At 54.8% G+C, this 19,773-nt stretch carries 14 protein-coding genes; 12 read left to right on the top strand and 2 right to left on the bottom strand.

Annotated elements, in window-relative coordinates:
- The first annotated feature begins 4 nt into the window (after positions 1-4).
- The 5 genes from VXJ24_RS03615 to VXJ24_RS03595 are packed head-to-tail and all read left to right on the top strand — an operon-like array spanning position 5 to position 5,418.
- Entirely contained in the window at positions 5-1,225 is a 1,221-nt protein-coding gene (locus VXJ24_RS03615; RefSeq protein ID WP_330971556.1) for a radical SAM protein, read from the top strand.
- Complete coding sequence (locus tag VXJ24_RS03610) at positions 1,226-2,296, top strand: glycosyltransferase (protein WP_304212558.1); 1,071 nt, start codon at positions 1,226-1,228, stop codon at positions 2,294-2,296.
- Positions 2,296-3,339, top strand: a complete 1,044-nt coding sequence (locus tag VXJ24_RS03605; RefSeq protein WP_330971555.1) for a glycosyltransferase family 2 protein — start codon at positions 2,296-2,298, stop codon at positions 3,337-3,339. The genes VXJ24_RS03610 and VXJ24_RS03605 overlap by 1 nt, the downstream gene beginning before the upstream one ends.
- Positions 3,231-4,595, top strand: a complete 1,365-nt coding sequence (locus VXJ24_RS03600; protein ID WP_330971554.1) for a hypothetical protein — start codon at positions 3,231-3,233, stop codon at positions 4,593-4,595. The genes VXJ24_RS03605 and VXJ24_RS03600 overlap by 109 nt, the downstream gene beginning before the upstream one ends.
- 1 nt (position 4,596) lies before the next feature.
- Positions 4,597-5,418 carry a glycosyltransferase family 32 protein gene (locus tag VXJ24_RS03595; RefSeq protein WP_330971553.1) on the top strand — a complete coding sequence of 274 codons (822 nt, stop codon included), beginning with the start codon at positions 4,597-4,599 and terminating at the stop codon, positions 5,416-5,418.
- 107 nt (positions 5,419-5,525) lie between these two features.
- Here the strand turns inward: VXJ24_RS03595 and VXJ24_RS03590 are convergent, their stop codons facing one another.
- Positions 5,526-6,686, bottom strand: coding sequence for an acyltransferase family protein (locus VXJ24_RS03590; RefSeq protein WP_304212567.1), 1,161 nt, complete (start codon positions 6,684-6,686; stop codon positions 5,526-5,528).
- Positions 6,687-7,195: 509 nt separating this feature from the next.
- On the opposite strand from VXJ24_RS03590, the gene VXJ24_RS03585 reads away from it, so the two are divergent.
- Positions 7,196-8,710: a lipopolysaccharide biosynthesis protein gene (locus VXJ24_RS03585; protein WP_330971552.1), complete on the top strand. Its 1,515-nt coding sequence runs from the start codon at positions 7,196-7,198 to the stop codon at positions 8,708-8,710.
- 850 nt (positions 8,711-9,560) lie between these two features.
- On the opposite strand, the gene yfcE is transcribed toward VXJ24_RS03585, so the two are convergent.
- Entirely contained in the window at positions 9,561-10,136 is a 576-nt protein-coding gene (gene yfcE / locus VXJ24_RS03580; RefSeq protein WP_330971551.1) for a phosphodiesterase, read from the bottom strand.
- A gap of 277 nt (positions 10,137-10,413) precedes the next feature.
- Here yfcE and dnaK point away from each other — a divergent pair, with 277 nt between their 5' ends.
- The 6 genes from dnaK (at position 10,414) to VXJ24_RS03550 (ending at position 19,773) form a co-directional block, all read left to right on the top strand.
- Complete coding sequence (gene dnaK / locus VXJ24_RS03575) at positions 10,414-12,333, top strand: molecular chaperone DnaK (RefSeq protein WP_330971550.1); 1,920 nt, start codon at positions 10,414-10,416, stop codon at positions 12,331-12,333.
- A gap of 74 nt (positions 12,334-12,407) precedes the next feature.
- Entirely contained in the window at positions 12,408-13,139 is a 732-nt protein-coding gene (locus VXJ24_RS03570) for a nucleotide exchange factor GrpE (RefSeq protein ID WP_330971549.1), read from the top strand.
- Between the two features lie 80 nt (positions 13,140-13,219).
- Positions 13,220-14,194 carry a J domain-containing protein gene (locus tag VXJ24_RS03565; protein ID WP_330971548.1) on the top strand — a complete coding sequence of 325 codons (975 nt, stop codon included), beginning with the start codon at positions 13,220-13,222 and terminating at the stop codon, positions 14,192-14,194.
- Complete coding sequence (locus tag VXJ24_RS03560) at positions 14,181-14,636, top strand: heat shock protein transcriptional repressor HspR (protein ID WP_330971547.1); 456 nt, start codon at positions 14,181-14,183, stop codon at positions 14,634-14,636. The genes VXJ24_RS03565 and VXJ24_RS03560 overlap by 14 nt, the downstream gene beginning before the upstream one ends.
- 255 nt (positions 14,637-14,891) lie before the next feature.
- The gene (clpB, locus tag VXJ24_RS03555) at positions 14,892-17,570 is read left to right on the top strand and encodes an ATP-dependent chaperone ClpB (RefSeq protein ID WP_330971546.1); all 2,679 of its coding nucleotides are present in this window, start codon (positions 14,892-14,894) and stop codon (positions 17,568-17,570) included.
- 181 nt (positions 17,571-17,751) lie between these two features.
- Positions 17,752-19,773 carry a PASTA domain-containing protein gene (locus tag VXJ24_RS03550; protein ID WP_330971545.1) on the top strand — a complete coding sequence of 674 codons (2,022 nt, stop codon included), beginning with the start codon at positions 17,752-17,754 and terminating at the stop codon, positions 19,771-19,773.

The following is a 19,773-nucleotide window of genomic DNA, read 5'->3' as shown; positions in this document are numbered from 1 at the left end:
AGCAATGGCAGAAAAGAAGCTCAACGGAACGGTCATTGTCACTTATCGCTGCAATGCCCGTTGTACGATGTGCAATCGCTACAAGGCACCGAGCCGTCCTGATGAAGAGATTTCCCTCGATACCATCAAGAAGCTCCCTCGGATGTACTTCACGAACATCACGGGAGGAGAGCCTTTCATCCGCGAGGATCTTCCTGATATCGTGCGTGAGCTCTACAAGAAGAGCGACCGTATCGTCATCTCTACGAATGGCTACTTCACAGACCATATCATCAAGCTTGCGGAGGAGTTTCCCAAGGTAGGCATCCGCGTGTCTATTGAGGGCCTCGAGCAGACTAACAACGAGATTCGTGGCCTGCCTGATGGCTTCAATCGCGGCTATTCAACGCTCAAGAAGCTTGTCGATATGGGGCATCCTGATGTGGGCTTCGGCATGACAGTACAGGACAAGAACGCCCCAGATCTTGTGCCGCTCTACCATCTGGCAAATGAGCTGCATATGGAATTTGCAACAGCAAGCCTGCATAACAGCTTCTACTTTGTTGAAGCCAAGAATATCATCCACGACCGTCCCATGGTCGCCCAGAACTTCGAAGATCTGATCAACGAACTTCTGAAGAGCAATGAGCCTAAGAAGTGGTTCCGTGCCTACTTCAATCATGGCCTTATCAATTACATCTACGGACAGCCGCGTCTGCTTCCCTGTGACATGGCCTTCGATACCTTCTTCATCGATCCTTATGGAGATGTGATGCCCTGCAACGGCACAAAGGACAAGGAGGTCATGGGCAATCTCAACGAGCAGAGCTGGGATGAGCTCTGGCACTCCGAGCAGGCGGAGAAGGTGCGCAATGTCGTACGTCATTGCGATAGGAACTGCTGGATGATTGGCAGCGTCTCCCCCGCCATGCACAAGTACATCTGGAAGCCGGCTGCATGGGTGCTTGCCCACAAGCTGCGTCCTGGCAAGAAGTACGACATGCATGAGCTCAAGATTGTTCGCGACTACGAGGATGGAAAGGTCACCAAAGAAGAGCTGGACAAACTCTCGACCTGCGATATGTCTGCCGTTGTGAATGATGGACTGAGTGCTGCAAGCAAGGCAGATGCGCATGTGTTTGAGACCAGCGAAGTGATTGAGCATGCGGAAGAAGCTGTGAAGCGAGCTGAATCCGAGCGAAGCAATGGTAATACAATTGGGGCTGACGGAAACGGTAGGGAATAGATGCGTGTTCTGTATCTGACTAACATACATAATCCTTATCGGGACATCTTTTTTGAGCAACTCGGCAAAGAATGCGATCTAACTGTATTGTTTGAGCAGAGGAGTGATGCTCTTCGCGATGCGAGTTGGTTTCTCGATACGAAGGTTAGCAACTATCAGGAGATCTATCTGCCCGAGAACGAGCGAGGGCCGTTAAGCAAGACGATGATGAAGACCATCGATGAAGGATGGTCTCTCATTGTCGTAGGCTGCTATAACAGTCCAAGGCAGATGTTCGCCATCTCTCAAATGCGCAAACGGCATTTGCCATATGTGGTGAACTCGGATGGCAGGGTGTTCTATTCTGGGAATCCGATGAAGCGAGCAGCACGACGGCATGTACTGCATGGCGCAAATGGCTATTTGATAGCTGGAGAAACTAGCGTTCCGAGCTTACGTCGTGAGGTCGGCTGGAACGCTCCCATTTCTGCGTATCCCTTTTCCTCTCTTACCGAATCTCGTATTTCAGAATTTGCTACGGACAATGCCGTACGTGACACGAAGCAAGTTCTGGTTGTAAGCCAATTTTTATATTGCAAGGGCCTTGATGTTGCTTTAGACGCAGCAGTCAAACTGTCCCGTGACCTGCGCTGGAAGTTCATTGGTTCTGGAGCTAAAGCCGACGAGCTTCGAATGCTAGTGCGGCAGAAGATGCTCTCAAATGTTGAAGTTATACCATTCCTCAAGCCGGATGACCTTGCAAAGGAATACCAGCATGCACATTTATGCATCTTGCCAAGCAGACAGGAATGCTGGGGACTAGTGGTGAATGAGGCGGCTGCTTGTGGCTGTCCAGTTGTAAGTACGTGGGGGTCTGGTGCTGCTGTGGACTATCTTTCACACGATTACCCACAGTATTTGGCCGAACCTGGGAGTGCTGATTCACTTGCTCTAGCAATCGGGACCTTCTTGGCAAGGCCTGAAGAAGAAAAAGCTGATTACTCGTCGTTTCTTTGTCGAAAAGCAAGTGTTTACACGATTGAAGGCATGGTCAAATCGCATCTGAGTCTCTTTGGGGAAGTGGTTGCCTGATGCCTCTGCAGCCAAAATTCAGCGTAATAGTACCCATGTATAACGTAGAAGATTATTTGCCGGCATGCGTGGACAGCATCCGCCACCAGACGCTTCGCGATATAGAGATCATCCTTGTGGATGATGGCTCCCCAGATCGATGCGGACAGCTAGCGGAAGAGTACGCTGCTGAAGATTCACGAGTGCAGGTGGTGCATCGGGTCAATGGAGGGCTCGGCCCCGCGCGTAATAGCGGCATGGAGGTAGCCCACGGTGAGTATATCGGGTTTGTAGACTCTGATGATTGGGTGGAGCCAGACATGTTTGAACGGCTCTACAAGGCTGCTTCACTGGCTGATGCTGATGTGGTGTTTACGGGACTAAAGATTGTCTCGCAAGGGAAGGTCGTCCATATACAGGAGCATCCTCTTGCAGGAAGAATATTGCGAGGCGAAGATCAGATATTTACGTTGCGCGCAGCATTCTTTGGCGCTCTACCATCGAAAGTTTCTGAAGATCCGACACCAGTATCTGTCTGGGTGGCGGGATATCGCCGTTCCTTTATCGATACCTTTAACTTGCGTTTTTTAAATGTGCGGAGCGAGGATTTAATATTCAATACGTATGCATGTCGTGCAGCCAAAGTGGTGACCTGCATCCCAGGTTCCTTATACTGCTATCGCAAGGATGATCAGCCTTCTATTACCAAGTCTTTCAATTTCAAAACTATTGATTCCTTCTGCCGGCTCTTCCGAATTTTGGAACAATTGTCTGATGAAGAGCCGCGGAAGTTCTGGGATGAGTGCCATTTACGTCAACAGCGCTGTGTGATCGATTACTGCCGCGCACTTATCGTGATGATTGAGAGTTCAGGAGAGAATAGCAGAGCGAAGAACGTTTATGTAAAAGGAGTCGTTCGGCATCCGGCTCTCCGCCGAGCGTGCAAGGGTTATCCTTGGTGGAGATTGCCTATCTTGCAAGCCATATTTTACCTGGCGATAAAAATGCACGCAATAAGGCTCGCCCGAACATTGGTGTGTGCAAAACGGAGGACAGCAAAGTGACTGATACTAGGGCGAATGCTATGCCAGCCATAACAAGGTCAGTGGGTGCATTCAAACTGGCTGATTTGGGTTGGCTGCTTGTCTTTAATCTCCTAATGTTTCAGGCTCCGATTCAGAATGCGACGGGGTTCACTTATATAGATGAAAGCGCGACACTTATCGCTATTGCGGCATATACAATCGAACGGTTGCGTTCATCTGGTAATAATGACAAAGCGGGTATCTTGGCTTCCAGATGCCTTCTGTGCCTCGGACTTGTCGTTGCTGTCGGGCTACTCTCGAACCTTTTCTCGGGCGTTAGCGCTGCCGCCTCTTCCATTGCTATCGATATGTTTACCTGTATCAAATTCCCGGTTGCTCTTATTTGCATAACATTGGTATTCAGGAATAAAACCCAGCTGTTGCGCGCAGTTGAGGGTGAGTGCAAAGCCTTGGTGGCAGTGCTTCTGTTCTTCGGCGTATTGAATCTTTTTGTGCAGATAGGGGACTTTGGCGTTGATCCGCGCTATGGCATAAGGTCGTTCAGATTCATCTTCATACACCCTGAGATGCTCAACTTTGTCTGCGTGGGCATCTTGCTCATTCTCGCGCAAGATTACCGGAAAAATATGAAGTGGATTATAGCGACGCTTTTCATAATCTGCCTATCGCTGCGATCGAAGGGCATAGCCTTTGCCGCTATTGCTTTGCTGCTAATGCTTACGTGGGGTCGCGGTGGCAGATTGAATCTTGCCCAGATAGCTGTAGGGGCGGTTGCTGCTTTTGCTATCGGATGGGATCAGTATAAGTATTATTTCAAGAGCACGGGCTTCGCGCGCAGCGAGCTGAATAGGGTGGCAGTGGTGCTTGCCAACCGATTCTTTCCGCTGGGTAGCGGTTTTGCCACTTATGGCAGCAGCATAACTAGTGGATTGTCCAATTATTCGCCTCTGTACTATGAGTATGGTCTCAGCACTGTGTATGGACTCGAGCCCGGCCAGACTGCATTCCTCAGCGATACGTTCTGGCCAATTGTCATCGGCCAGTTTGGCTGGCTGGGGTTTGTGATGTACTGTCTCACAATCGGCTTTTTATGCCGGTGGGCATATAATTTCGCCAGCTCCAAGGGTCAGAGGCTAGCGGTTGTGCTGTGCTTCGTCTTTCTATTAATCTCATCTACAGCCGAGAGCGCATTCTTCCATCCAAATGCGATATTTCTGGCAATGTGCCTAGGACTTGCACTTGCTGGTGGCCACAGTTCTCCGGAGGCTGCATAAGATGACTGCCGCTATTTCAATTCCCCATGTCATTCACTATTGCTGGTTTGGTGGGAGTCCCCTAGGTGATAAAGAGCAAGCTTGCATCGAATCATGGCGCAAGTTCTTGCCAGACTATGAAATCAAGCGTTGGGATGAATCTAACTGGAACGTTGACTGCTGCGATTATGTGAGTGAAGCCTATGCTGCTGGCAAATGGGCTTTTGTGTCGGATTATGCTCGCTTCGACATACTGTGGCGTGAAGGTGGGCTCTATTTTGATACTGACGTTGAACTGGTCAGACCCATCGATGACATTCTCGAACGTGGTCCCTTTATGGGGTTTGAGACTGATTGGAGCCCTGACGATGGTTGTGGCACAGTGGCGCCCGGTCTTGGCCTAGCAGCTGGTGCTGGGCATCCCTTCTATAAAGCTGTCCTTGATTCGTACTGTGGAGATCATTTCATTACATCCAATGGGGACTTGAATGAGACCACGATAGTGCAGCGCACAACAGAGATCCTGCTTGCGCAAGGCCTGAAATCTGAGCCTGGCATCCAGGAAGTTGATGGAATCTGGATCTACCCTAGCGAGTACTTCAATCCGAAGAATTTCTTTACGGGCCAGCTTCATTTGACGGAGAACACTAGGTCGATACATCACTTTAGCATGAGCTGGCTAAGCGAAGAGAGCAAGTACGAGCACGAAGTGGGGAAATGGCTGCTGAACCATCGGATTGAAAAAGGCATTGCTTCGAAGATGGCAGCAATCGCAACGATTCTGAGGTATCAAGATTGGTCCCGTATTTCCAGAAAACTGACCAGTTTGGCCAAGCGTGAGTAAACGCACAATGCTGGACGGTCATTCGACCGGCAGATGAAGTACGGACATGGCAGTTGCGCAGGGCTGCAATTGCCTTCCTGCAGAACCGTTCTGTTGCTGAGCAGCGTTCAGCTGAGGCTGCAAAGCCAATCCACGGCAGCTGAGCAGATATGCCTGGCAGCATGTTCAATAGGCTGTTCGATTCTTGCTGTTATCTTTTCGAGCGTCAACGAATATAAGAAAGCAAAGGCAAAGGCGGCGACAAACAGGGCAGCGGAAAATATCACGAGCCAAAGAACCAAGCTGTCATAGCCCAGAGTTTCATGAATCCATAGCCAAACTGTTGGCCTCAAATATTCTCTTACGATGAGATTCTCATGGATCAAATAGACAAACAGTACGAGGCTGGCCATGCGGTTGACCCGAATGCTTGTAAAAGGACGCAGGCGGAATAGGTTAAACAGGCCAAATGCCGACAGAAATAGGAAGGGATTGCCGTCCTTGTCGAAGTGAAGCATCTTGTTCTTCAGAAAGCCGACATGCAGCCCTGCAATTTCGAGAAGCACAATGACAAGAATCATAGCTATAGATCCGACAAGGAAGAATCTGCGGGAGGTCCGTGCATCATCGACAAGTCTCGGAAGATAGCTGCGGGCATAAGATACGACTACATATTCGCTGATCATTACGATTAGTTCAGAAGTAAAGAAATGTCCGTCATGCACAAGCGGCAGAAGCATATAGAGGGTGAATAGGGCTATGGCCAGAGCGGCATGGCCGCGCTTTCCCAACTTTTTTGTCGTCCAGTTTATGGCTGGATGGATAGCGTAGAGCAGCAGATAGCAGGTAATGAACCAGTTGTTTGCAAATGTCGTGGGAAAGAGGCATCTGACTATCACTTTGAAATTCGGATGAAGCCCAAAGGCAAGAGCGCAGAGCAGGATCAAAACGGAAATAACAAATACATTAAGTACTAAATACACTACTTTATTCATTTTTACCGTATTGTCTCTGCAGAGGAACCACGAGGAGCAAATGACGAAGATTGTATTGCCCCATGCGCCGAGTGTCCTTACGCACACAAGGAGCCATAGAGTGGGATCTGGCGAAGCAGTGCTGAAGTCTATGCAGTAGGAAAGGGTTCCAAATTCGCCTGGAGCCAGTGTTCCCGCTGCTTCAGGGAGCAGCAGCGATTGCGCCACATGAGAGAAGACTATTGCGAGCATTGCGATTATCTTGAGTAGCTCGAGGGAAGAATTCCGTTCTCTGCGGACTGCGGTTGTTTCCATATATCATCCTCTGGCTTCATGAAGATCGAACTCATCTGCATGCCATATACGTAAGTACATCTTGAAGGTACCTTTGCATTCCCAATGCCCAGGTTGTGCTGTCCCATATAAAAGCCACTTCATGGGACCATTTCTGGGGCTTTGACATAACTGCATGCGGATCTGAGCGGAGAAGACTCTGTACAAACGCTTCGAGGTAGGTGCCATCGAAGACTGTAGATGGATTATGCGCTGGGTTTGATTTAGGCTTTGCTGTTTCGGATGCTTGCGGCACTCATGGCACCATTGGTGCATGATTGTTCGGCTGAAGCGGCTCAATATGCTGCATACGGTGCGATGTGCGCGATAATGGACTTCTTGACTTGCATTCCACTGTTAGATGGATGCATGTTAAATGGAAGCAATTGGTGAGTATTGTTTGAAGCTGGCAATACATAACTAGCTATCTGAAGTAAGGCTTGAAAATATAGCGGCTCCCTGGACTGTTTATGATTAGCTGAGGGTGGGAAATGAACAAGAGACGCTCAGGTGCCTTGATCTCATATATCTACTCAATAACGCAGGTCGTAGTGAACCTGCTCTATGTGCCTATACTTCTTGCCGGCATTGGACAGGCTGAATATGGACTCTACCAGATGGTCGGTTCAATAATCGCCTATCTCTCGATTATCAATTCAACTTTTTCAGCTGGTGCAGTCCGCTTCTACAGCAAGTATTACGTGCTGGGCGACGAAGAGGGCATGGCCAATACGCTTGGAATCCTGCGCCGCATCTATAGAGTCGCCTACTTGATAGTAGCTGGTGCTACGGCGGCTGCTGTCGGAGTGGTTATCGCTGTATACCAAAACTCGCTCTCGCCTTGGGAGATACAAGAGAGCTGCATGATGCTGGGCATACTTGCTCTGAATCTCATGCTGACAATGGAGAATACGGTTTCCATTGCATGCATTACGGCTCACGAGGAATTTGCCTTTCTAAAGCTCTCGCAGCTCTGTCTGCTTGTCGTGCAGCCTGTCATAATTATTCTCTTAATCAAGCGCTTTCCCTTTGCTCTTACGGTGACCGCCGTGCAGCTCATTTGCAATCTCCTTCTTGTCGTGAGCCAGAACGTCTTCTCCAAGAGAAAACTTGGCATGGATACAAGGATGCGTTTCCTTGACAAGAAATTGGAGCATCAGATCATTACCTTCTCGGGCACTATCGTGCTCGCTACGATAGCAGACCAGATATTCTGGCGCGCCGATCAGCTGATTCTTGCCTATATGTATGGAACTGTACCAGTGGCTGTGTACGCCGTAGGCTCTCAAGTCGTGAATACGTATCTGCCACTTGGCGTGGCTGTCGCATCTGTTTTTATGCCGCGGGTATCTGAGCTATGGCACAAGGATCACGATCTAAAAGCCATATCTGATCTTTTCGTTAGGGTAAGCAGAGTGACGCTATATCCGCTTCTGGCGGTGCTTCTCGGCTTTATCATCTTCGGCCGGGACTTCATCAGGCTTTGGGCTGGTGATGGCTACGATGCGGCCTACTGGGTAGCTGTTTTTGAGCTTGTGCCCTTTACCGTAGATGTTGCTCAGAATATCGGTCTGACGATACTGCAGGTGATGGACCGTTATGGATTCAGAGCCAAGATGTACTTCGTGGCAGCCGTAATCAACATTGGCCTGACTATCTGGCTCGCACAAGCTTTGGGCATCGTGGGCGCTGCTATCGCCTCTGGCATCGCAATGACCGTGTCTAGTGGCTTCGTGCTCAACTGGTACTACCAGAAGAAGATTGGCATGGACATGATTGGCTGGTGGAAGAGCGTGCTGCAGGAGATTGTGCCAATGCTCGCTCTCTGCATAGCCGGCTCCGTTGTATGGAGGCCATTTGCAGGGTGCGGCTGGAGCGGCCTAGTGGCCGGTATTCTCTGCTGGGCAGTGGCATTCACGCTGGTCTCCTATTTCCTATGCGCAAACGAATATGAAAAGAGTCTTGTGCGAGGTGCTGTGCAGAAAGCCTTAAAAATGCGTCGATAGATAGCATGTCTGCCCGTGTCTGCTGCAGTGCGCTTTGGATGGCGCTTCTGGCATGAAAAAGCGTGTATAAGAAGCAGCGATTGCCAACCTATCAGTCGAACCAGCGCGAGCGGTCATATTCGATTGGCAGCACGCCTTCTACTCTCGCGAGCACGCGAACTACCTTCTTAGAATCTGTGGTATTCTTCCTCAGCCTTGTTCCAGGGATTGCCTCTCTGGAGGTGCTTGCTACGGCCCGACTTGGGTTTGTGGCGCATAGTTATCGAGGATGTCCTGCAGCGTGCTGCAGCCGTCACTCGAGAGAGCGTTCTCAGCGTTTACAGCTTTTGCTACTGCAGGGACGACGGTCTTGATAGGAATGATGACCATCGGATGGCGGCAGACCGAGGAAGGTCCTGAGATGCAGGACAGCCAACGAGGTCTACAGAGAGATGTTGCACGCAGCTTGACAATCTACCATGGGAATTGATTGGTGGTCTGTTCCACATCATGCTCCACAGCGTAGAAATTCTCGGGCTCGCAGGCAAGAGGGCTGTCTGTAATCCTGATCAGCTTCCTGGCGTGGGCATTGCTTGCTGTGCTTGTCGGAGGAAGGGAAGGCCTACTGCCCAGTTGAGTCTCTCATCGCCATCACGCATGCTAAGGCGAGGATCTTCTCATTGAGATCTGGTTTGCCCATGGCTGCCCGCCTTTCTGGTCTTAGACCAGGTGCCTGCAAGCAGAAACATATCTTTCGGATACAGCTAGGCTCCATCTGATTGGCCCTCGATTCAGGAAGCAGGCTGGTAGTACCTGCCGCCAGCCTGCGCTTCTCTGCTGTGCTCATATATAGGTTGTATGGACCGATTGGCTATTCTGCCTCGAGCAGGCAGTGCCTGAACGCTCCGCTCTTGTAGATTCCACAGCTGTGGGTGCCGTCCTTGGGGATGCCGACAGAGCCTGGATTGAAGCAGAGAATATCGGGGTTTCCTGGTGCTGGCTCCAGGACCTTCTTGTGCGTGTGTCCATAGACCAGGGCAGAGCCCTTGGGAAGCTCTGGGAGATGATCCACTGAGTTGTGGATGCCAGGACCCCAGACATGCCCATGGGTGAAGAAGAGCTCCTGGCCCTTGGCATGAGTCATGGGGTTCTCTGCTTCTGGATCCCAGAGCACGTCGTAGTCTGCCATGCAGGGGAACTGGAGGACCATCTGGTCTACCTCTGCCTCGCAGTTGCCGCGTACGGCGATGACCTGATCCTTTATACCATTGAGCATGGCTATGACCTCTTTGGGGGCATAGTCTTCGGGCAGGTCGTTTCTGGGCCCGTGATAGAGGAGGTCTCCCAGAAGGATGATGCGCTCCGGGCTCTCCTTCTCTATCTCGTCCATGAGGGAGCGGCACCATCTGGCGGCACCGTGGATATCGGAAGCGATCAGAAGCTTCATGGCTTCTCCTCTGCACTCGTTCCTGTTCTGCTGCATCTGATTGTACGGCTAGGCTCACGGTCTTTCCCCAGCATGAGGGGCACATTGCTCCCATGAGAAACCATGCGTGGGCACAGATAAGAAGTCTTTCAGTGTCTGCTAGAAAAAATCTAATGTTTTGAGACTTAGATTATGTATAATAATCGGATTGATGGGATATCATAGAGACTGTAAAGCAAAAGGAATGCGGCACAACGTGCAGAGGGCACGCAATCCGCAGCGAAGGAAGGAATAGACCATGGGAAAGATTCTGGGAATCGACCTTGGTACAACCAACTCGGCTATGGCCGTTCTTGAAGGCGGCGAGCCGACCATCATCGTTAACGCCGAGGGCGACCGTACAACGCCGTCCGTTGTGGGCTTCCGTTCTGACGGAGACCGCATCGTCGGCAAGGCAGCAAAGAACCAGGCTGTCACCAACCCAAAGAACACCGTCTTCTCTATCAAGCGCTTCATGGGCCGCCGCTACGACGAGGTTGGCTCCGAGCTGAAGACCGTTCCGTACACCGTGAAGAGCGGCACCGGCGGACGTGCTGTCGTTGAGATTGACGGAGAGGACTACACGCCGGAGCAGATCTCCGCAATGATTCTCTCGAAGATGAAGGCAGACGCTGAGAAGTATCTCGGCGAGCCGGTCACCGAGGCTGTCATCACGGTTCCTGCCTACTTCAATGATGCACAGCGTCAGGCAACGAAGGATGCAGGCAAGATTGCAGGCCTCGATGTCAAGCGTATCGTGAACGAGCCGACGGCTGCAGCTCTTGCCTACGGCCTCGACAAGAAGAATGTCGACCAGAAGGTGCTTGTCTTCGACCTGGGCGGCGGCACGTTCGATGTCTCGCTGCTTGACCTTGCAGACGGCGTCGTCGAGGTTCTCGCCACGAACGGCGACAACCACCTCGGTGGCGATGACTGGGACCAGCGCATCATCGACTGGTGTGCAGAGAAGTTCGAGAAGGAGAACGGCATCGACCTGCGCAAGGACCCGATGGCACTGCAGCGTCTGAAGGAGGCCTGCGAGAATGCGAAGAAGGAGCTCTCCTCTGCCCAGCAGGCACAGATCAACCTTCCGTTCATCACCGCTGATGCCAATGGCCCGAAGCACCTCGACTATACGCTCACGCGTGCCGAGTTCGAGCGCATCACGCGTGACCTGCTCGACCGCTGCAAGCAGCCTGTGACCAAGGCTCTCCGCGATGCGAACCTCCAGATTAGCCAGGTCGATGAGGTCATCCTCGTCGGCGGCTCCAGCCGTATGCCTGCTGTCCAGGAGCTCGTGAAGCAGATGACCGGCAAGCAGCCGAACATGTCCGTGAACCCGGATGAGGTCGTCGCTGATGGCGCAGCTGTCCAGGGCGGCGTCCTTACCGGCGATGTCAATGGCATCCTGCTTCTCGATGTCACCCCGCTTTCCCTCGGTGTCGAGACCATGGGCGGCGTGATGACGAAGATGATTGACCGCAACACGACGATCCCGACCTCCAAGACCGAGATCTACTCCACGGCAGCCGATAACCAGACCTCCGTCGAGATCAATGTCCTCCAGGGCGAGCGTGAGATGGCACGCGACAACAAGTCGCTCGGCAAGTTCCAGCTCACCGGCATTCCTCTGGCACCGCGTGGCGTCCCTCAGATCGAGGTCACGTTCGATATCGATGCCAACGGTATCGTGAAGGTCACGGCAAAGGACAAGGGCACCGGCAAGTCCCAGCAGATCACGATCTCTGGCTCCACGGCTCTCTCTGACGACGAAGTCGACCGCATGGTCAAGGACGCAGAGTCCCACGCCGAAGAGGACAAGAAGCACAAGGACGAGATCGAGGTCAGGAACCAGACTGACTCTCTTGCCTACAGCACGGAGCAGACGCTCAAGGACCTCGGCGATAAGGTGCCTGCTGATATGAAGAAGCAGGTCGAAGACGCTGTGGCAGAGGCCAAGAAGGCACTTGACGGCACCGATATCGATGCTATCAAGGCTGCAGGCGAGAAGCTGCAGGATGTGGGCCACAAGCTCGCCGAGATCGTGTATTCCACGACCAATGCCCAGACGGCTGGTGCAGCAGACGCTGCAGGCGCCCAGCAGCAGTCCGGCTCTGCTGACGACGTGGTCGATGCCGACTACGAGGTCGTCGACGACGACAAGAAGAAGTCCGAGTAGGTCTGATTTGAATCAGGGAAGCGCAGAAGGCTTGGACAGCTTCTGCGCCTTCCCTGCCTTGGAAGGAGGGCGACGTGAAGGTGCCCATCGATAGCGATGAGAAGAAGGCAAGCCCTGAGAAGGGTGCATCCGATGCTGCCCAGAAGACCGACACATCGGGCATGTCAGAGCAGGATATGATCGAGGCTGCCATCAAGGCAGGCGAGCAGGCGGCGGCAGACGACCTCAAGAAGGATGCCGACAAGCTTGCAGCCGAGCGCGATGAGTATGCCAAGAAGCTTGACGCGGCAGAGGAAGGCCAGAAGAAGGCCGAGAATGCCGCCAAGGAGGCCCAGGACAAGTATCTGAGGCTCCAGGCAGAGTGGCAGAACTTCCGCAAGAGGACCGAGCAGGAGCGCACGAACGAGCGCGCCCGTGCAAACGAGCGCCTCGTGGAGAAGCTCCTCCCCGTGCTTGACGATATGGAGCGCGCCATCGAGCATGCGAAGAATACGGCAGGCGAGGATGCAAACCTTGCACAGTTTGCCGATGGCATCCAGGCGGTGCACACCAAGATGCTCGGGGTGCTCGGCGGCGAGGGGGTCGAGGTCATCGATCCTGCAGGCGAGCCGTTCGATCCCCTGACGCACCAGGCGGTGGGACGCGAGGAGAATGCCGATGTCTATGAGGACACGGTCTCCCAGGTCTACCAGAAGGGCTACCGCATGGGAGGCAAGGTCATCCGTTCCGCAATGGTGACAGTCACCTACGGCGGGAAGAAGCGCCCGCAGGAGAAGAAGGATGGCGCGGCTGACAGCGCAAAGTAAGAGGCCACACCAGATGCGCGCCCGGGCCCTTGGGTTCGGGCGCTTGTCTATGAGAAGAGAAGAAGGGGGCGAGAAGCTTTATGGCTGACAAGAGAAACTTCTACGACGTGCTGGGCGTAAAGCGTGACGCCACCCAGGACGAGATCAAGAAGGCATTCCGCAAGCTTGCCGTGAAGTACCACCCGGACAACGGCGGCGACGAGCAGAAGTTCAAGGAGCTCTCGGAAGCCTACGAGACGCTGTCCAATCCGGACAAGCGCCGCGAGTATGACCAGCTCCTGATGTTCGGTGGCATCCCAGGTGCAGACTTCGGCGGCTCGGGCGGACGCAACAGGACGTATACGTACACCACGAACGGCCAGGGCGTCGACTGGGGCGATATCTTCGACAATATCCGTTCGGGAGACGGAGCCTTCAATGGCTTCGACTTCTCGACGATCTTTGGCGGCGGTGCAGGGAATACGCGCCGTGAGCCGAGGCCCCAGAAGGGCGGAGACCTCACCGCTACAATCGAGGTGCCCTTCGAGGATGCCCTGAAGGGTGCGACACGGAAGGTCTCCTATACGATTCCCTCGACGGGGGAGAAGCAGACCATCACGGTCAAGATTCCGGCAGGTGCGGTCGACGGTGGCAAGCTCCGCTACCGCGGACGTGGCGACTATGGCTACGGCGGCGGCGAGCGCGGCGATTTCGTTATCACGACTCGCGTGCAGGAGCATCCGCTCTTCAAGCGTGACGGCGCAGACATCCGCATGGAGCTCCCGGTGAGCTTCTATGAGGCGGCACTGGGCTCTGTCATCGATGTGCCGACGCCTCAGGGCGAGACGGTGCGTCTCAAGGTCCCGGCAGGGTCGCAGGATGGCAAGACGTTCCGCTTCCGCGATCTTGGCGCTCCTGATGTGAAGCACAAGGGACAGAAGGGCGCCCTCTACGTCACGATCAGGATTGCCGTTCCTCGCAAGCTCACGCAGAAGGAGCGCGAGGCACTCCAGGCCCTGAAGGACGCAGATACCCGCGACTACAGAAAGGATGCGGAGCGCTATGGCTCGCAGTGACGACCGTACAGGGAAGAACAAGCCGCTCTACATGATCAGCGTAGCCGCAGAGCTTACCGGCATGCATCCCCAGACGCTTCGTGTCTATGAGCAGAAGGGGCTTGTGACACCGGGACGTTCGAGAGGCAATACCCGTCTCTACTCCCAGGCAGATATCGAGCGCCTGAACCTTATCGCGAAGCTCACGGACGAAGGCATCAACCTTGCAGGCGTCATCCGCATCCTCGATATGCGCGAGGTTGCAGACAAGCGCAACAAGGAGATAGACGAGCTCAGAGAACGTGTGCGCGAGCTCGAGGACGAGGTCCACGAGCTCCGCATGCGCGAGAAGATAGTGGCGCTTACTCCCTACAAGGGACAGACCGCAGAGCAGGTCATGCGCGGCCTCCTCTCTTCAGGGGCAGATGCGGACGACGACGTCGATGAAGATCGGGACGTCTAGGGAAAACTGCATACGAGCGTGCTTGGAAGGCAGCCTCGCGGCTGCCTTCCTTCGTAGGAGAGAAACCTCCTGACCCTATCTATCGTCACTGATACTACTGATAGCCCTCAAAGACTGAGTCATGGAGATACAAAAAATCTGATATGAAATGACTTAGATATGTATGAGAGAGGGGCAATGCGGGAACACTAGTACCTGAAAAGGAAAGACGGATTGGAAGAGATGCCTTCCATTCCAAAGAGAGGTGAGTGCTATATGAACATCAACAAATGGGCTGTGACGGCCCAGGAAGCGCTGCAGAGCGCTATGGGTGTGGCTGTTGATGCGCAGGCTGGCGCTCTGGAGCCCATCCATCTGCTGAAGGCGCTGCTCGATTCCGGCGAGCGCAACATCACGGCCATCATCGAGCGTGTCGGCGCAGACCCGAAGAGCATACAGAACCAGACCGACCAAGCAATCGCCCGTGCTCCCAAGGTATCGGGAGACAGCTCTCAGATGGGCATGAGCAATGACTTCGTGCGCCTCACGAACGACGCAGAGAAGATTGCAGCGAAGATGGATGACCAGTATGTCACATCCGAGCATCTGCTCATTGCGCTGGCTGACGACAAGTCAGATGCAGGTTCGATCTTGAAGGCTTCGGGCGTCACGGCAAAGCGCATCCAAGAGGCCTATACAGAGCTCAGGGGCGACTCCCGCGTCACATCGCAGGATGCAAAGCCTGAGTTCGAGGCGCTCGAGCGCTACGGCAGGAACGTCACGGACCTTGCCCGCCAGGGCAAGCTCGATCCTGTCATAGGACGAGTGGAGGAGATCCGCCGCACGATCCAGGTGCTCTCGAGGCGTACGAAGAACAACCCGGTGCTGATCGGCGAGCCGGGTGTCGGCAAGACCGCTATCGTCGAGGGCCTGGCCCAGCGTATCGTTAACGGCGATGTGCCGTCCACCCTGCGCGACAAGGAGCTCATCGAGCTCGATATGAGCGCGCTCGTGGCTGGCGCCAAGTACCGTGGCGAGTTCGAGGACAGGCTCAAGAGCGTCCTCAAGGAAGTCGAGAAGTCGAACGGCAAGATCATCCTCTTCATCGATGAGCTGCACACGATTGTGGGTGCCGGTGCCACGGAAGGCTCGATGGATGCAGGCAACATCCTGAAGCCGGCCCTGGCCCGTGGCGTCCTTCACGCAATCGGTGCTACGACCTTGGACGAGTACCACAAGTACATTGAGAAGGACCAGGCTCTGGCCCGCAGGTTCCAGCCTGTCATGGTCGGCGAGCCTAGTGTCGAGGATACAATCTCAATCCTTCGTGGCATCAAGGACAAGTACGAGCAGCACCACCGCGTCCGCATTACGGACTCGGCGCTTGTTGCGGCCGCCGATCTTTCGAACCGCTACATCTCCGACAGGTTCCTGCCGGACAAGGCCATCGACCTCGTCGATGAGGCAGCATCGAGGCTCCGCATGGAGCTCGATTCCATGCCTGCCGATATCGATGCAGTAGATCGCCAGCTCACGCAGATGCAGATCGAAGAGCAGGCTCTCATGAAGGAGGAGGACGATGCTTCGAAGGAACGCCTGAAGACGCTCCGCAAGGAGATTGCCCAGACCCAGGAGAAGCTTGATGGCATGAAGGCGAACTGGCAGAACGAGAAGTCTGCCATCGACAAGGTGCAGGACCTGAAGAGCCAGATCGAGGACGCGAAGACCGAGATGGAGCGCGTCACCCGCGAAGGCAACCTGGCCCGTGCCTCCGAGCTCCGCTATGCCACGATTCCGGCCCTTCAGAAGCAGTATGACGCTGCAGAGAAGGCGCTCAATGCCAAGCAGGAAGAGGGAGGGCTCCTCAAAGAGGAGGTCACCTCGGAAGAGATCGCAGAGGTCGTTTCGAGCTGGACCGGCATTCCTGTGTCCAAGATGATGCAGGGCGAGATGGACAAGCTCAGGAACCTCGAGACCGAGCTCCACAAGCGTGTCGTGGGGCAGGACGAGGCCGTGCGTGCCGTCGCAGCCGCTGTCAGGCGCAGCCGTGCGGGACTCTCGGATCCTGACCGTCCTATCGGCAGCTTCTTCTTCCTCGGCCCTACCGGTGTCGGCAAGACGGAGCTTGCAAAGGCTCTGGCTGAGTGCCTCTTCGACGATGAGAAGGCACTGGTCCGTATCGATATGTCCGAGTACATGGAGAAGTTCTCGGTCCAGCGTCTTATCGGTGCTCCTCCTGGATATGTGGGCTACGACGAAGGTGGCCAGCTCACCGAAGCCGTACGCCGTCATCCCTACTGCGTGATCCTGCTCGACGAGATGGAGAAGGCACATCCTGATGTCTTCAACATCCTGCTCCAGGTCCTGGACGATGGCCGCCTCACGGATGGCCAGGGCAGGGTCGTGAGCTTCAAGAACACGATCATCATCATGACATCGAACGTGGGCAGCCAGTACATCGCCGGTGCCAATGCATCGAGCGACCCGGCAGAGGTCCAGCGCCAGGTCAACAATGCCCTGCGCCAGACGTTCAAGCCCGAGTTCCTGAACCGTATCGACGACGTCGTGGTCTTCCATCCGCTTGGACTCGAAGACATCGAGAAGATTGTCGATATCCAGCTCAAGGACGTCCGCAAGCGTCTCGAGCGTGACCGCATCGTGCTCGAGCTCACGGACCCCGCAAAGCAGTCCTTGGCTCTCGATGGCCTGGATCCGGTCTTCGGTGCACGTCCTCTGAAGCGTCTGATCCAGCGCCAGGTCGTGGACAATGTCGCCAACCTCATCATCGACGGCAAGCTCCACGAGGGCGATGTCGTGAAGGTCGATGTGGGGGCAGACGACAGGCTCTATGCAGAGCGCGACGATGCCGCTTCCGAGGCCCGGAAGAAGGAGCAGGAGGCAGGTTCCTCCGAAAGCTCCGAAGACGAGCCGCTCGAGCCTGACGACGTCGAGTAATTGCGCATAGCAGCTGATTAGCCAGCTGCCTGATATGAGAGGCCTCCTGTGCCAGCAATGGTGCAGGAGGCCTCTTTGCGTATGCGGATATATGCCGGGGAACTGGCGCTGGCGTATCATTTCATTCAGGAATGTTTCGGGCAGACGCATGCCTGCCCATAAGATAAGGAGCTTGCCGATTATGAAGTGCCCGAAGTGCGGAGCAGAAGTCTTGGATACAGCCCGCTTCTGCACGCAGTGCGGCTATCCCTTGAAGCCTGGTGCCAAGGCGCCGAAGGTGCATGTCGTGGAAGCAAAGGATGCTGCAGCGACCGTTGCTGCAGGCCAGATCGATGAGGCAGTGAGGAAGGCCGCCGAAGCACGTTCCCAGGGACAGACCCAGCCTATGGGGGCGGTGGGAGATGCCACGGTCCCTACGACCCATGCACCTGAAGCGACGGCCCGCGTCGTCCCTGAAGCCATGGCAGAAACAGCCAAGGTCGAAGAGGGGCCCACAAATGCGGTGGACTTCGAAACCTATATCAAGGAGAAGGCTACCGAGGCTGTCTTCGAGAATGAGGAAGAGGACACAGATCCTTCCTTGGGCCTTGAGCGCATAGACGGCGAGAGCATCGATTCCGATTCCACGCTCACACAGGTCGCGCCGGTCGCGGTGCCACTCGATATGGCGGCAGCGCCTGAGCCGGCACCAGAAGAGCTGCCCTCCGAGGAGGGGCCTGCAGGAGAAGAGGGCGCGGAGGCTCCTGCAGATCAGGAGAAGCCAGAAGAGGGAGATGGCACAGAGCACGGCTCCACACCCAAGCGCCGCCGCACGATCGCTATCGCAATCTGCGCCGTGGCTGCCGCTCTTGCCATTGGCCTCATCGGCTACATGTTCCAGTGGTGGGGAGGCGTGAGCGTCCCTGATGTCCAGGGACTTACAGAAGATGTAGCGGTCCAGAAGATCGAGGAGGCCGGCTTTGTGGCAGACGTCGGCTACACGTATGTGGATGCAGATGCCGGCAAGGTGCTCTCGCAGGGAACCAAAGCAGGAGAGCGTGAGGCCAAGGGCACGACGATCTCTCTTGAGGTGGGCAAGGCGCGCACCATCCCCGACATCATCGGCAAGACGAAGGAGGATGCATCTGCCGCACTCTCCGAGATCGGTGCAGGCACGATTCACTGTGTGTACCAGAGCTCAGACTCCGATGCTGGCACGGTCCTAGCTGTTGATCCTGATGTGGGTACCACAATCTCTTCAGGCGATACCGTGACACTCACGGTTGCCCAGGGCTATGAAGTGCCTGACGTCATAGGCATGACAAAAGACGCTGCCGTGAGCACGCTTTCCCAGAGCGGCCTTGTCGCCAAGGTCGTCTATGTGGATGCAGACCGCGACGCCGGCACTGTGGACTCGACCGATCCAGAAGCCGGTACTCAGGTCTCTTCGGGCACGGTCGTGACCGTGCGCGTTGCCAACGAGAAGAAGGAAGAGGAGAGCTCCTCCCTCACTGATGCAGACCATGTCGCAGACTACTTCTCTGCCACACCGCAGGACATTGCCAAGTACATGGAGCAGCAGGGCTATGCGCTTGTCTATGGTGCGTCTTCCGACAATGTAGCCACCTGCACCTATACGAAGGAATATGCACCGACCATCGCCTTCACGCCGACGCCGCATGCGAAGGCACAGACGTCAGGCGCTACGGATGATGTGCTTTCCTCTGGTGCCACGATCTCGGGCGTGCAGCTTACAGTTGCAGCCTCTGACGCCGGTGCCACGGCATTGACGGATGACGGAGTGTCTGCGGTCATGTCGTTCTGCGGCCTTTCCACGAAGGGTGCCACGGTATCGAGCAGCACTTCTTCCTCGACATCCACGAATGGCAGCAGCACGTCTTCCGGCGCGTCCTCTCAGAGCCAGACGACAAACTCCTCGAGCTCCTCTTCGAGCACGTCCACAAGCACGAATGCGAACTCGAATACATCTTCAGATGCTTCGAAGGAAAGCTCGAGCACGAAGACAACGTCCGGCACTTCCTACATCTGCAGTGCTGGCAGCCAGGGAGACCTTATCTGGACCGTGCTGCTCTATCAGGAATCGGGCTCTTCGACCATCCAGGCAGTCGTGACCTGTGCTCCGAAGGATGCCTATTCGGCGCAGTCGGGAGACCTGAAGCAGATTGCACAGTATGCAGCAGATACCTATCTGGGAGTGAAGTAG

The sequence above is a fragment of the Olsenella kribbiana genome (assembly GCF_036408795.1).
GTDB classification, from domain to species: domain Bacteria; phylum Actinomycetota; class Coriobacteriia; order Coriobacteriales; family Atopobiaceae; genus Olsenella_L; species Olsenella_L kribbiana.
The sequence above is the reverse complement of the archived record's forward strand: the minus strand, read 5'-3'. Positions and strand labels throughout refer to the sequence as shown.

Excerpts from the sequence above, each read along its gene's own strand:
- dnaK (WP_330971550.1), top strand. The coding sequence starts at position 10,414 with ATGGGAAAGATTCTGGGAATCGACCTTGGTACAACCAACTCGGCTATG.
- yfcE (WP_330971551.1), bottom strand. The coding sequence starts at position 10,136 with ATGAAGCTTCTGATCGCTTCCGATATCCACGGTGCCGCCAGATGGTGC.
- VXJ24_RS03550 (WP_330971545.1), top strand. The coding sequence starts at position 17,752 with ATGAAGTGCCCGAAGTGCGGAGCAGAAGTCTTGGATACAGCCCGCTTC.
- VXJ24_RS03610 (WP_304212558.1), top strand. The coding sequence starts at position 1,226 with ATGCGTGTTCTGTATCTGACTAACATACATAATCCTTATCGGGACATC.
- VXJ24_RS03560 (WP_330971547.1), top strand. The coding sequence starts at position 14,181 with ATGGCTCGCAGTGACGACCGTACAGGGAAGAACAAGCCGCTCTACATG.
- clpB (WP_330971546.1), top strand. The coding sequence starts at position 14,892 with ATGAACATCAACAAATGGGCTGTGACGGCCCAGGAAGCGCTGCAGAGC.
- VXJ24_RS03615 (WP_330971556.1), top strand. The coding sequence starts at position 5 with ATGGCAGAAAAGAAGCTCAACGGAACGGTCATTGTCACTTATCGCTGC.
- VXJ24_RS03590 (WP_304212567.1), bottom strand. The coding sequence starts at position 6,686 with ATGGAAACAACCGCAGTCCGCAGAGAACGGAATTCTTCCCTCGAGCTA.
- VXJ24_RS03565 (WP_330971548.1), top strand. The coding sequence starts at position 13,220 with ATGGCTGACAAGAGAAACTTCTACGACGTGCTGGGCGTAAAGCGTGAC.
- VXJ24_RS03585 (WP_330971552.1), top strand. The coding sequence starts at position 7,196 with ATGAACAAGAGACGCTCAGGTGCCTTGATCTCATATATCTACTCAATA.
- VXJ24_RS03605 (WP_330971555.1), top strand. The coding sequence starts at position 2,296 with ATGCCTCTGCAGCCAAAATTCAGCGTAATAGTACCCATGTATAACGTA.
- VXJ24_RS03595 (WP_330971553.1), top strand. The coding sequence starts at position 4,597 with ATGACTGCCGCTATTTCAATTCCCCATGTCATTCACTATTGCTGGTTT.